Genomic DNA, 12,625 nt, shown 5'->3' on the forward strand with positions numbered 1-12,625 from the left:
TCCGGCGTGCGCGCTTGAAGCGCGCCATCGCTTGAGGGATGGTCATTATCGCGAATAGCTGCAGTGTTATTTCTTGCGAAAGCGCGCAGGCCCGGCGTTTCTTTGTTCCGCTCTTAATGACTGTCACCTAGGGGTAGTACGCTGCCGGCTTATTCGTTTGGCGTCGATCAGGTGCACCCGTGAGCCAGGAACCCACATCGAGCCCCTGGAAGAAACCCTCGACCCTGGTCGCTGGTGTCGGGGCGCTGGGCGTGGTCTTCGGTGACATCGGCACGAGTCCGCTTTACACCTTCAAGACGGTGCTGGATTTGACCGGCAGTCACTCCGCGCAAACCATCTTCGGGGTGATTTCGCTACTGGTCTGGACACTGATCATCGTCACCACGGTGAAGTACGCGGGCTTCGCCATGCGCATCGACAACGATGGGGAGGGCGGCATTCTCGCCTTGATGGCCTTGCTTGGCGTGAAACGGCACAAGCGCCCGGCGATCGTAGCCGTTGGGCTGTTTGGCGCCGCGTTGATTTATGGCGATGGGGCAATCACACCGGCGATCTCGGTGTTGTCGGCCCTGGAAGGCCTGAATATTGCGGCGCCATCCTTGCAACCGTATGTGTTGCCGCTAACCGCGGTGATCCTGCTGGGGCTGTTTGCACTGCAGCCCATGGGAACCGCGAAAATCGGGCGTGCGTTCGGTCCCATCATGGCGATCTGGTTCCTGACCATGGCCGTGCTTGGCGTGTGGGGTATCGTGCGGCACCCGGGGATCCTGTGGGCGCTCAACCCGTATTACGCGCTTGCCTACCTGGTGCACGGTGGCAGCGGCGCATTTCTGGTGCTGGGTGGTGTGTTCCTGTGCGTGACGGGTGCGGAAGCCTTGTACGCCGATATGGGCCACTTTGGCGCGGGTCCGATCAAGCTGGCGTGGTCGGCGCTGGTGTTTCCCAGCCTGGTGCTGAATTACGCGGGGCAGGGCGCGATCGTGCTGGAAGGTGCGCCGACGGAGGGGAATATTTTCTATCACCTGTGCCCGCCATCCTTGACGCTGCCGCTGATCATCCTGGCGACCATCGCCACCATCATTGCCAGCCAGTCGATCATCACCGGTGCGTTTTCGATGACGCGACAGGCGATCCAGCTTGGCTGGATGCCGCGCCTGCGAATTCGCCAGACCTCGGGTGAGGGCTACGGGCAGATCTACGTGGGTGGCGTCAACTGGATCCTGATGCTGGTGACCATTGGCCTGGCGCTGGCGTTTCGCAAGTCGGACAACCTCGCCGGCGCCTACGGTATCGCCGTGTCGGCCACGATGTTGATGACCACCGGGCTATTGTTCATTGCCATGCGCGAAATCTGGAAGTGGAACCTCGCCGCGAGTGCTGCGGTGGCCGGCCTGTTCTTCGTGGTCGATGCGGCCTTCTTCTCGTCGAACATGATGAAGCTACTGGAAGGCGGCTATGTGCCCTTGCTGCTTGCGGCCATGGTCTATCTCATCATGTTCGTGTGGCACAAGGGCATCAAGGCCGTGGCCAACCGGCTTGGCGAGAATCCCGTGCCCATCGATGCGTTCCTCAGTGAGATGGCGGAGTCCGGGATATGTCGCGTGCCAGGTACGGCGGTGTTCCTGACGCGTGCGCGGGCCACGACGCCTCCGGTCATGATCTGGTACGTCAAGCACACCCATGCCTTGCATGAGCGAGTGCTGGCCGTGACCCTGGATGTCGCGTCGACGCCTTACATCGTGGCGAAAGATCGCCTGACCATGGAGGAGCTGGCTCCGAATTTCTGGTCGATCACGGCGAGCTACGGCTTCATGCAAAAACCCGACCTGCCGTCCTTGATGTCGCAAATCGTTGCCAGTGGGTGCTCCATGGATACGCACGAACTCACGTATTTCACCGGTATGGAGAAAATCGTGCCGCGCACGGATGGCCGCGGCCTGCCGCGCTGGATCGTGTCGCTGTTCAGCGTGCTGTTGCGCAATAGCACGCGCCTGACCGACTACCTGCAGGTGCCGCCAGGGCAGGTGGTGGATATAGGCCGGCAGGTGTCGATCTGAGCATGGCAATGGCGACGCCTTTCACCCCGCCTGCCAGCTGAAGCGACAGGCGGGGTGAGCCCGTCACTGCGCGACCTTTTCCGACTCCACGACCAGATCCAGCACATAAGCGGACGTCGGTGCATTGGCGGGCGCGTTGTTCAGCGTAAAACGCTTCACGCGCAGCACGTTGCGAATACCAGGCTCATGGGTGTAACCCTCGATCTCCTGATTCAGCGGGTGCCATTCGCCTGGCGTGCCGGTCGCGAGGCCGTGCTCATCGAAAAAGCGATCGCGTACTTGCAGGCATTGTTGGGCGCCGAGCACGGGATGATTGGCCAGTACAGGATGGTTGGCCGGCACGGTACCGCTGCATGGCACGGTTTGCGCGGCGACTTCAAGGAAGGCCGTTTCGCCCGGACCGCCAAAGCGCGTCTCGGCCGTCGGCACGCCAGTGAAGCTCAAGGTATCGCCGCTGTCGGTGACCAATTGCAGGCGGGGTGCGGCTCCTTCGCCTTGCAGGCTTAGTTTCAAGCTGCCCTGGAGGCGCTGGCTGATGGCGCCGTCAAGCGCGGCAAGGGCAGGTTCGACGCAGGCCATCCTGCTCTGCATCATCGGGCCGATCTGCAGGCGCCCGTTGTCGACGTGGTAGCCGCCGCCCATGACATTGCAGCTGTTGATGACGTTGACGCGACCAGTGTTGAAGTCCAGCTGCACCGGCTTGTCGGGACGGACGAACAGCGCATCGATGCGCTTGCCGCTGCTGTCGGTGGCGTCATTCAGCTGCCAGTGATAGCGGCCGAGCGGGCTGGTATCGGTCGTCGCTGCCGTCGTTGCGGCCGGTGCTGGCGCCGTTGTTGCGGCCGGTGGTTTCGCGGCGGCCGTGGCCGCGCTGGCCGTGGTCGTCGAAGACGCGGGGGCCGTCGATTGTGGTGATTGCGAACAGGCGGCAAGCGCGAGCGGAAGAAGTAGCAGGCGGTATTTCATGGGGACCTCCGTTGACGAGGGCGGAGTTGCCGGGTTGTTGCGGATGGTCGATGCCGAGCCACGCGCCCGGCGATGCCAGGGTGAAAGATCGACGTGTGCTCGTCTTCGAACAGTGAAGGGGCAGGGGTATCAGCCTGCGTACCTCGAGTCCGGGATTCCGTGACCAACGACAGGGTCCGGGTTTCCTGGTGAATCCAGCCGGTATGCTTTGCCGGCAGCGATACGCATGCGTGCTCGATCGTTCCGTGGTGCCGCGCTCCCAGCCTACCTAGCAAGGACACTTCATGCTCCGCTACGCGTTCCTTGGCTTGCTTGTCTTGAGTGTCGTGCCGGCCTCGGCCGCCGATGCAACACCCAGCGTCTTCGCTCCCGGCGTGATTTCCGGGCCTTTGCACGACAGCGCGCCGGCCTTTACGCCCGATGGCTCAACGGTGTACTTCTCGCGCAGCGATGGACCGCACTCGAGCATCCTGGTCAGTCACCTGGAACAAGGCCAGTGGTCGCAGCCATCGACGGCGCCGTTCTCCGGGCAGTGGAGCGATATGGAGCCGACCATGTCGCCGGATGGACACACCCTGGTGTTTATCTCCAATCGACCAAAGACGCCAGGTGGCAAGCCGCTGGATGGCTTCTTCATGGGGCGCAGCTTCCCCGCAGCCGGAGGCAATCTGTGGATGGTGACGCGCCAGGGTGATGGCTGGAGTACGCCTGTGCGCTTGTCGGACCAGGTCAATCGCAGCGACTCAACCTTCGCACCCAGCGTGGCAGCGGATGGAGCACTGTATTTCATGCATCCGGCGCAGGATCCCAGGCACTTCCAGCTCTATCGTGCTGCCTATGTGCATGGTGCTTACCAGGAGCCGCAGCCGTTGCCATTCAGCGATGGCACCACCACCGACGTCGACCCGGCGGTCGCGCCGGATGAGTCGTTCCTGGTGTTCGGCTCCAATCGCGTGCCGGCGCGCCAGATCGACCTGTTCATCGTGTTCCGCGATGACGGCCATTGGGGCACGCCCATCCATCTTGGCGATGTGGTGAACAGCGCCGGCTCCGATGCGGAGGCGCGCCTGAGTCCCGACCGTCGCACGCTGTATTTCGCCAGCGATCGGCTTAGCGAGATGCCGCCGGGTGCGGTGCGCGCCGATTGGGACAACGGCAAATACAACATCTGGCAGGTGTCGTTGGCACCGTGGCTGGATGCGCACGCCAAGCTCACGAAATGAAAGCCGTTGCTAGGTGCTTACCCGCACGAAGGCAAACACGAAGGCCAGCAGCACGACGATGACGCCGGTGGCGACGACGAGCCGGTCGGCAAACAAGCGGCGCATGAGAACCTCCTAGACGAAGCTGTAGCGCTCCGAGTGGTACTTGGCGAGCGGCACCTTCATCTCGCCGAGGGCCTGTTCGATCGCATCCATCATCACGTTCGGTCCGCAAATGAAGTACTCGTGATCGGCGTAGCCGGGCGGCAAGTGGCGCTTGAACAGCTCGGCATTGATGTAACCGCTTTCGCCGGTCCAGCCGTCGGGTGGCTGCGAGAGCACGTGGACGACAGTCAGGTCGAGACGTAACTTCATTGTTTCCAGTTCCTCGCGAAAGCTGATCGACTCCCAGTCCTTGCTGCCGTACAGCAGGACCAGTGGGCGCCGGTCTCCACGGTCGGCCAAGGTGCGGATCATGCTCATCATCGGCGTGATGCCGATGCCACCCGCGATCAGCACGTGCATGTCGGCCGGGTTGCCGATGGTGAAGGCGCCATAAGGCCCGTCGAGGTAGACGCGTTGCCCGACCGTCACCCTCGGCACGGCGCTGGTGAAGTCACCCAGCTTGCGAATCGACATCTCGACGCGCCCGTCGCTGACTTCGGCACTCGACGAGAACGAGAATGGGTGGCCAGTGATCTTGAACGGGCTGCCCCATAGCGTGAGCCAGCCGAACTGGCCGGGACGAAAGCGAAAGCCGGCATGGCCATCAGGGCGCATGACCAGGGTCGTCGTATCGCCTCGTTCCGGTCGCACCTCGGCGATGCGGTATGGCCGGCGCAGCATGAACAGGGGTTTGATGATGCGCACGTAGAGCAGTAGCGCAATCCAGAAGGTCGCCATGCCCATCCACAGCGTGCGCTTCCACGGATCGACCAGGTAATAGCCCCAGGCCACCATATGCGCCATGCCGGCGGTCACCGCCGTCAGCGCGAGCACGATGTGGGTGAGATGCCAGGTTTCGTAGCTGATCTTCAGCCGGGTGCGCCACAGCGCCATCACCACCAGCAGGATCAGCGAGCCGATCGACAGTCCGGCAAAGACCGCACCCAGTGGAAGTTCGGGGATGGAAGCGGGGAGCACCATCGACTCCGATCCGGCCGCCAGGAGAATGAGCGGATGCGCCATCACCAGACTCACGGCGATGAGCGATACGCGACGATGAAAGTGGTAAATGACGTCTTCGCCCCAGGGCTCGGTTACATAGCGAAAGCGCGCGGTGAGTCCGAACTGCAAGCCCATGATGGCCAGCCCAGAATAGCCGAGCGCGATCGAGAACTCGGTGCCGAAGCCCCGGGTGGGCGGCAGTGCGCGGGTCAACAAGGCGAACAGCGGCGCGAGGATGAACAACAGGTAGATCGCCGACCAGAGGGCCTTGTGTAGGAGATCGCGTGCCTGCATCGATGTCATCTCCTCGGCGCTGACTCAGGGATCAGATGCAGGTCTTGAGCACGAGTGAAGGTGCGAACGTGATGACGGTGGCTACCAGGGCGGCGATCAAGGTCCACACCACGACCGTCTGCAGAAAGACCGCCGCCTGGCCGAGTTTGGGTTCGGGGCGGGCCGTGGCCAGGTGGCGCCACATCCAGGCAATGACGATCAGGTGCACGAACAGCACGATGGCGAGGCTCCAGCGTAGCGCCCCCGCCTGCCAACCGAACGCGCAGCCGATGGCGTGCAAGGCGTAGAGCACGACCAGCGCGCTGCACCACACCAGGAAGCCCGCTGCCAGCAGCCAGAGTCGCCGTGGCGGCACGGCACGCCCGTTCATGGCCGGGCTCCCAAGGTGGCGACCAGCGCGGGCAGCGCGAGCACCAGACCGAGCGCGATGATGCCGGTCACGGTCGTGTAGTCGAGCCACAGGCGGCTCAGGCGCAGATCGGTCAGGCGCCGTGGCGAAATGAAGCCCGCATGGATGCGCAGGAGGTTGCTGATCAGAAAGAGCAGTCCGATGCCGGCGTGCAAGGCGACAAAGCCGATCAGCGCCGCGGCCGTGGCACCGAGTGCGTGTTGATGCGGATGGGGCGTGACGCTGCCGATCAGCCCCACGGCTGCCGCGATGGCCGCCAGCAGTGCGATCACGGCCAGGCCAATCCAACCCTGGGCCCTGGCGCCGGCGGACGTCGCGCGGAGTGAGCCGCGAGCCGCCACGGCGGCGATGACCAAGGCGACGATCACACCGAGGGCAAGCACGCGGCTGGCTTCGGGCGCGAGATTGGCCGGCCAGTGCGGCGCGGCGATCCACAGATAAAACGTGCCGAAGACCAGTGAGGTGAACAGCGTGCCGTCGGCGACCAGGACACAGATCAGCGCCAGCCATGGCGGCGCACTGGCGACTTCGGTGTGTGGCGGCACACTGGCACCGTGGCCGATGGGCAGCGGGCCATAGTCACGCCCGAGGCCAGCACGCTGGCCGGCAAGCACGAACAGTCCGATGGTCACCAAGGCCATCGCGAGCGACAGCAGATACAGCTTGAAGAGCATTGCCAGCACCGCGGCGCCGGTGAACAGTGCAGTCACCAGTGGCAGGTAGGTGGGCTGCGGCAGCACGATCACCTGGTCCGGTTCGCCTGACGTCATATGTACGCCGAGTGTCTCCTGCCAGCCGTTGCGGGCGAAGCCGAGATAGCCTTCGCCACGCGCCAGCGACAGCGCGAGCTGGCCCGGAGCGGCTTGCTCCTTGCCGGGGCCAAGGCGGGGAATCGACGCAAACGCATAAGGTGCCGGCGGCATCGGCATCGCCCATTCCAGGGTCGTTGCATTCCACGGGTTGCGTCGCACGCGGCGTCCGAAGCGCAACTGCACGATGATGTCGATCACCGCCATGCCGAAGCCGATCGTCATCACGAAGCTGCCCACCGAGGACAGCAGATTCAGCCAGTCCCAGCCTTCGTCGCCGTTATACGTGAACACGCGCCGCGGCATGCCGAGCAGGCCGGTGAGATGCATCATGAAGAAGGTCAGGTTGAAGCCGATGAAGATCAGCCAGAACGCAGGCACCGCGAGTCGATAGGCGGCCGTACGCCCGGTCAGCAACGGCAACCAGTAATAGAACCCGGCCATCATGGGGAAGGCGAGCGCACCGGCCACCACATAGTGCATATGCGCCACGATGAAATACGTGTCGTGCGCCTGCCAGTCGAACGGGACGATGGCGAGCATGACGCCAGTCAGTCCGCCTGCGGTGAAGACGAAAAAGAAGCCGAAGATGTACAGCATCGGCAGGTCCCAGCGGGGCTTGCCATGGGCCAGCGTGGCGAGCCAGGCAAAGAACTGCACCGCCGTCGGCACCGCCACGATCGCCGAGCCGGCCGAGAAAAATGCCAGCGCGAGATGCGGTATGCCTACCGTGAACATGTGGTGCACCCAGATGCCAAAGCTGAGGAAGGCCAGCGCGATGATCGCGACGACGATGGCCCGATAGCCGACCAGGGGGCGGTTGGCGAAGACCGGGATCATGGTCGACAACGCGCCCGCCATGGGCAGGAAGATGATGTAGACGTCAGGATGGCCGAACAGCCAGAACAGGTGCTGCCATAGCAGGGCGCTGCCGCCGCGGGTTGGATCGAAGAACGGCAGGCCGAAGGCGCGTTCGATCTCCAGCAGGATCGAGCCGAGGATCAGTGGCGGAAACGCCACGATCATCATCATGGCGGTCACCAGGATGTACCAGCCGAAGATCGGCATGCGATCCAGCGACATGCCGGGCGCACGCATCTTCAGCACCGAGACGACGATCTCCATGGCCAGCGATAGCGCCGAGATCTCGACGAAGGTGACGCCGAGCAGCCAGACATCGGCGTTGACGCCCGGCGTGTAGACGTTGGAGCTGAGCGGCGTATACATGAACCAGCCGCTGTCCGGCGCCACCCGCGCAATCAACGAGACCGTCAGGATGGTGCCCCCGAGCAGGTAGCACCAGTAGCCGTAGGCGGTGAGCCGTGGAAAGGCGAAATCGCGCGTGCCGAGGATCTTCGGCGTCAGGTAGACGGCAAAGCTTTCCACCATCGGAATGGCGAACAGGAACAGCATCATGGAGCCGTGCATGGTGAAGACCTGGTTGTAGGTCTCGGCGTCCATGAAGTCGCCATTCGGCGTCGCCAGCTGCACGCGCGTCAGCATGCCCAGGATGCCGCCAATGGCGAAGAACACGAACGACGTGATCACCATGCGCAAGCCGATCACCGAATGATTGACGGCGGCCAGTCGTTGCCACCCCGGGCCGGTGGCCCAGATCTTCACCAGTTGGCGGTGCAGCCGCAGTGCCGGTGCACCCTGGGGTGGCTGTTCGACGCTAGCGCTCATGGTTCCGCCTTGGTGGTGGCAGCCGCGGCAGCGAGCGCGGCGGGGTAGTCTGCGGGACGATCGACGATGACGACGAAGTGCATCCTGGCGTGGCCGACGCCGCAGAACTCGTTGCATTGGCCCTCGTAGCGACCGGGCGTATCCGCCTGGATGCGCAGGTGGTTCACCTGACCGGGCACGGCGTCGATCTTGCCGGCGAGCCGCGGCACCCAGAAGGCGTGGATCACGTCCTCGCTGCTGACGTCGATGTCGACGGGTGTGCCCGCAGGCAGGTGCAGCACGTTGGTGGTCGCCACGTTGCCCCGGTCGGGATAGCGGAAGGTCCAGACCCATTGCCTGGCCACCGCCTCGATCCGCGGCGGCGAGTGCCCGGGTAGTGGCAGCAGCCGCTCGCCGGCCAGCAGTCCGTAGCAGATCAGCGGGAGCAGGATGACTGCGGGCAGGGCCAGGCCACCCAGCACGATCCAGCGCGAAGACGGCAGCCGTGAACCCCATCCAGGACGAAGCACCACCAGCAGAAACAGTGTCAAGACCAGGGCGAACAGTACGCCGGCACCGGCCAGCATCACCCACCACAGCAAGGCGATCGACGCCGCGGAGGGCCCGCTGGGGTCGAGCGTCGACAGCGGACCGCTGCAGCCGCAGAGCGCAGCCATGAGTCCCGCCACGACCATCACGCCGGGAAGACGACGATGCTGCGAAAACCAATGATTGACCCGGCGCAGAGGACGATGGCCATGGCGAAGCACGGCGATTCCGCAGGCCAGCCCAGGAGTCAGGTCCTGCTGGAAATGAAGCGGCTGGACATGGGCTCCGCGGTGGCCCTGGTCGGGCACCCAATCCACGTGATGATGGTGCATTTCCCCGTCGCGTTCGTGGTGGCGACGTTCGGCATCGACATCCTTTATTGGTGGTCGGGTGACGCATTCTGGGTGCGCGCAGGGCTGTGGTCCGCGGGCATGGCGTTCTGGAGTGGCGTGGCCGCCAGCATTGTCGGCACCGGCGAGTTGTTGCTGGTGCGCGGCATCCGCATGCTGGAAGCGAGTTGGTCGCACGCCGTGGCCGCCATGACTCTGGTCGGCATCGCCGGCGCCAATTGGGGCATCCGCCTGGTCAATCCGGCCGATGTGCTGCCACATGGCCTGGTCGTCTCGGCCATCGCCACGGTGATGGTCGGCTTCGCCGGCTGGCACGGAGGCAAACTGGTGTTCGATCATGGCGTCGGCATCTTGGTTTCGCCGAAGGACTGATGCAGCCAGCGGGCCAGTCCGCCGGGCTCGAACAAATGCGCGGCGATCTGGTTCGCATCGATCTGCGGCTTGGCCAGCACGACCCAGAGAATGCCTGCAATCACCAGCAGGTAGGCGCTGGACAAGCTGAGGTAGGCAAGCCGGCTGAAGCGTCCGTTCGGCAGGAACAGCTGGTGCATCACCAGACCGGCGGCGACGTGCAGCATGGCCATGATCCCCACCAGCACCATCTTCAGCGAGAACCATTCCTGAAACGTGCGTTGCAGGAAGATCAGCGCGGTGCCGCTGGCGATCGCGATGAAGGCGGCGGGTGAAGTCAGTTCGACGAAGACCAGCCGGGTGACTCGATGCAACTGCTCGAGGTCGTCCCCTGGCTTAAGCAGGCGGCGCTGCCAGAACAAAAACGGCAGGGCGAGCAGGCCTCCCGACCACAAGGCAATCGTTGCCAGATGGATGAACTTCAGCGCGGTGGTCATAAGGCGGACTCGCTGGGCCGCAAGCTGGACCAGGCGAGCCACAGGCCCACGCCTAAATAAGGCAGCATCGCCGGTACCCACATCAGCAGTCCGGCCAGTTGCTGGTCGGCGACAGGCGACAGGCCCCAGGCCGCCGTGCTGGTCAGGTGCACCAGGTAAAGCGGCTGGCGTGCGAACACGATGATCGCGCCGAGCAGGCCCATCTGTCCGATCGTGGTGGCGAGCGCCAGCAGGGCCGGCCCGGTCGGCAGCGACGGCGCCAGAATCGCGCGCCACATCAGCCACGCGCTGCCCAACATGGACAGTTGCATCAGCCAATACGCCGGCACGCTGGCCAGGCCCCAGGTATACGGCCCCGGTGCGTGCCACAACCACAGGATGACGGCATGCACCGCGACCAGCACGGCAAGCGGCAGGGGATTCGTGTGTCGCTGTGGAAACGCGCGCGCCAGCAACGGCGCCACGCCGGCCACCAGAAGCATGTGATGCAGCACGCGCGCCGAGAACAGGGCCGATGACAGCGCGCACAGTGGCGAGACAAAGATGAACAGCATCAGCGCGATCGCGCCCCAGCCTGCCCGCGCATTGGCCGAACGACCACGCGCCATGTACAACGCCAGCATCGCCAGGGCAGTGATGACTACGGGGTCGGTATTCCAGCGCGCCCACAGGTCGCTCGGGACGGCGGCGGGACCGCAGTAGGCAATCATCGGACCTGGCATGACACGATGTCCTTTCAGGGTCTCGTACCCCGCGGCAACTCGCGGAGCTATTCCCTCGCTTTCGGTGTGTCGTCGGCGTGAACGCCGGGCGCCGCAGCGGCCGGCTCGATCGGGATGTGGCGGACCTTGAATCCGGTGATGCCGAGCAGCAAGGTGCAGATCGGTGCGGCGATATTGAAGATCGCAAACGGCATGTAGGCCAAGGTGGATACGCCCAGTACCGCCGCCATGTACGCACCGCAGGAATTCCATGGCACCAGGGGCGAGGTGACGATGCCGGCATCGCCTACCGAGCGCGACAGGTTTTCCGGCGCCAGTCCGCGCTTGGCGAACTCGGCCTTGAACAACCGGCTTGGCAGCAGCAGCGCGATGTATTGGTCGCCGGCGACGATGTTGAGCCCGATGGCGGTGGCGACGACGGTAATGAATAGCCGGCCTATGGTCCTGGCGCGCAGCAGCACGGGCGTGACCAGCTTGCCGAGCATGCCGAAATCGTCCACGAGGATGCCGAAGGTGACGGCGCCGATGATCAGCCAGATGGTCAGCAGCATGCTGTCCATGCCACCACGCGAAAGCAGTGCGTCCACCTGCGGGATGCCGGAATTCGCCTCGAAACCGTTGGCCATGGCCAGCCAGATGCCCTTGATCGCGGCGATCGGCGCGGGCGTGTCCGGCTCGGCAATGAAGCGCGCAATCGCCTGTGGCTGCATGAAGGCGGCCATGACGCCGGCCAGCAAGGCGGCGCCCATGATGGCCAGTGATGCGGGCACCTTGCGTATCGACAAGCCCAGCAGGAACAGCAGGGGGATGAGGTTCCAGGGGGTAATGTTGAACAGGGCGTCGAGCCTGGCCAGTTCCCCTTCGGTGAACGCGCTGTTGAAGCCTCCACCCCGATTGAGACCGAGCACCGCAAATGCGACCAGGGCAAGCAAGCCGGCGGGTATCGTGGTCCACACCTGCGAGCGGATATGCACATAGAGATCCACGCCGGCCAATTGCGCCGCGAGCACGGTGCTCTCCGAGAGCGGTGAGACCTTGTCGCCGACATAGGCGCCGGAAATGATCGCGCCCGCCGTGATGGCGGGTGACAGGCCGATCATATTGGCCAGCCCGACGAGGCCAACGCCCAGGGTGCCGGCCGTGGTCCACGAGCTGCCGATGCTGAGGGAGGTGGCAGCGCACACCAGGAAGGCGATCGGGTAGAACCACGCCGGCGTGATCAGCTTGATGCCGTAGTAGACCAGGGTGGGAATGGTGCCGGACATGTTCCAGGTGCCGATCAAGGCGCCGACGGCAAGCAGGATGAAGATGGCGCCCACCACGGTGGCGATGCCCTTGCGGCCGGACTCCTGAACTTCCTCCCACGTGTGACCGTTCTTGAAGATGATCAGGATGGCGACCATCGTGCTGAGGATGATCGCGACCTGCAGTGGGCCGTCGACCGCCTTGAGGCCGAAGAGCGCGACGGATGCGCCCACCAGGCCGACCAGCGCCAACAGCGGGACGACGGCATCCAGATAGGAAGGCGGCCTGGGCGTGCGAGGTGTTGGGGTTGCGGCGTTCATGGGGGCCTGGACTGACTGCGTG

11 protein-coding genes are annotated in these 12,625 nt (G+C 64.3%); 3 read left to right on the top strand and 8 right to left on the bottom strand.

Annotated elements, in window-relative coordinates:
* Nucleotides 1-179: 179 nt before the first annotated feature.
* Entirely contained in the window at nt 180-2,057 is a 1,878-nt protein-coding gene (locus OUZ49_RS04700; RefSeq protein WP_266148822.1) for a potassium transporter Kup, read from the top strand.
* A 63-nt stretch (nt 2,058-2,120) separates the two neighbouring features.
* On the opposite strand, the gene OUZ49_RS04705 is transcribed toward OUZ49_RS04700, so the two are convergent.
* Nucleotides 2,121-3,023: an META and DUF4377 domain-containing protein gene (locus OUZ49_RS04705; protein ID WP_266148823.1), complete on the bottom strand. Its 903-nt coding sequence runs from the start codon at nt 3,021-3,023 to the stop codon at nt 2,121-2,123.
* 284 nt (nt 3,024-3,307) lie between these two features.
* Between OUZ49_RS04705 and OUZ49_RS04710 the strand changes: the two genes are divergently transcribed.
* Complete coding sequence (locus OUZ49_RS04710; protein WP_266148824.1) at nt 3,308-4,246, top strand: TolB family protein; 939 nt, start codon at nt 3,308-3,310, stop codon at nt 4,244-4,246.
* A gap of 114 nt (nt 4,247-4,360) precedes the next feature.
* On the opposite strand, the gene OUZ49_RS04715 is transcribed toward OUZ49_RS04710, so the two are convergent.
* From OUZ49_RS04715 to coxB, 4 genes are read right to left on the bottom strand one after another with little or no spacing between them, the layout of a single operon-like run.
* Nucleotides 4,361-5,686, bottom strand: coding sequence for a ferredoxin reductase family protein (locus OUZ49_RS04715; RefSeq protein WP_266148825.1), 1,326 nt, complete (start codon nt 5,684-5,686; stop codon nt 4,361-4,363).
* A gap of 31 nt (nt 5,687-5,717) precedes the next feature.
* Nucleotides 5,718-6,056, bottom strand: a complete 339-nt coding sequence (locus tag OUZ49_RS04720; protein ID WP_266148826.1) for a hypothetical protein — start codon at nt 6,054-6,056, stop codon at nt 5,718-5,720.
* A complete protein-coding gene (ctaD, locus tag OUZ49_RS04725) occupies nt 6,053-8,590 on the bottom strand; it encodes a cytochrome c oxidase subunit I (RefSeq protein WP_266148828.1) in 2,538 nt (845 codons plus the stop codon). The genes OUZ49_RS04720 and ctaD overlap by 4 nt, the downstream gene beginning before the upstream one ends.
* The gene (coxB, locus tag OUZ49_RS04730) at nt 8,587-9,246 is read right to left on the bottom strand and encodes a cytochrome c oxidase subunit II (protein ID WP_266148829.1); all 660 of its coding nucleotides are present in this window, start codon (nt 9,244-9,246) and stop codon (nt 8,587-8,589) included. Before coxB ends, ctaD begins: the two co-directional genes overlap by 4 nt.
* Before the next feature lie 81 nt (nt 9,247-9,327).
* On the opposite strand from coxB, the gene OUZ49_RS04735 reads away from it, so the two are divergent.
* Nucleotides 9,328-9,840: a DUF2231 domain-containing protein gene (locus OUZ49_RS04735; RefSeq protein WP_266148830.1), complete on the top strand. Its 513-nt coding sequence runs from the start codon at nt 9,328-9,330 to the stop codon at nt 9,838-9,840.
* On the opposite strand, the gene OUZ49_RS04740 is transcribed toward OUZ49_RS04735, so the two are convergent.
* The 3 genes from OUZ49_RS04740 to OUZ49_RS04750 are packed head-to-tail and all read right to left on the bottom strand — an operon-like array spanning nt 9,804 to nt 12,603.
* On the bottom strand, nt 9,804-10,316 hold the full coding sequence (locus OUZ49_RS04740) for a CopD family protein (protein WP_266148831.1): 513 nt from the start codon (nt 10,314-10,316) through the stop codon (nt 9,804-9,806). The two genes, OUZ49_RS04735 and OUZ49_RS04740, sit on opposite strands and share 37 nt — an antisense overlap.
* Nucleotides 10,313-11,038 carry a cytochrome c oxidase assembly protein gene (locus OUZ49_RS04745; RefSeq protein ID WP_266148832.1) on the bottom strand — a complete coding sequence of 242 codons (726 nt, stop codon included), beginning with the start codon at nt 11,036-11,038 and terminating at the stop codon, nt 10,313-10,315. Before OUZ49_RS04745 ends, OUZ49_RS04740 begins: the two co-directional genes overlap by 4 nt.
* 47 nt (nt 11,039-11,085) lie before the next feature.
* The gene (locus tag OUZ49_RS04750; RefSeq protein ID WP_266148833.1) at nt 11,086-12,603 is read right to left on the bottom strand and encodes a Na+/H+ antiporter NhaC family protein; all 1,518 of its coding nucleotides are present in this window, start codon (nt 12,601-12,603) and stop codon (nt 11,086-11,088) included.
* Nucleotides 12,604-12,625: the final 22 nt, after the last annotated feature.

The organism is Dyella halodurans, from assembly GCF_026283925.1.
GTDB classification, from domain to species: Bacteria; Pseudomonadota; Gammaproteobacteria; order Xanthomonadales; family Rhodanobacteraceae; genus Dyella; species Dyella halodurans.

Coding starts and splice junctions, on each gene's coding strand:
- OUZ49_RS04705 (WP_266148823.1), bottom strand. CDS start 3,023: ATGAAATACCGCCTGCTACTTCTTCCGCTCGCGCTTGCCGCCTGTTCG.
- OUZ49_RS04710 (WP_266148824.1), top strand. CDS start 3,308: ATGCTCCGCTACGCGTTCCTTGGCTTGCTTGTCTTGAGTGTCGTGCCG.
- OUZ49_RS04715 (WP_266148825.1), bottom strand. CDS start 5,686: ATGCAGGCACGCGATCTCCTACACAAGGCCCTCTGGTCGGCGATCTAC.
- OUZ49_RS04720 (WP_266148826.1), bottom strand. CDS start 6,056: ATGAACGGGCGTGCCGTGCCGCCACGGCGACTCTGGCTGCTGGCAGCG.
- ctaD (WP_266148828.1), bottom strand. CDS start 8,590: ATGAGCGCTAGCGTCGAACAGCCACCCCAGGGTGCACCGGCACTGCGG.
- coxB (WP_266148829.1), bottom strand. CDS start 9,246: ATGGCTGCGCTCTGCGGCTGCAGCGGTCCGCTGTCGACGCTCGACCCC.
- OUZ49_RS04735 (WP_266148830.1), top strand. CDS start 9,328: ATGGCGAAGCACGGCGATTCCGCAGGCCAGCCCAGGAGTCAGGTCCTG.
- OUZ49_RS04740 (WP_266148831.1), bottom strand. CDS start 10,316: ATGACCACCGCGCTGAAGTTCATCCATCTGGCAACGATTGCCTTGTGG.
- OUZ49_RS04745 (WP_266148832.1), bottom strand. CDS start 11,038: ATGCCAGGTCCGATGATTGCCTACTGCGGTCCCGCCGCCGTCCCGAGC.
- OUZ49_RS04750 (WP_266148833.1), bottom strand. CDS start 12,603: ATGAACGCCGCAACCCCAACACCTCGCACGCCCAGGCCGCCTTCCTAT.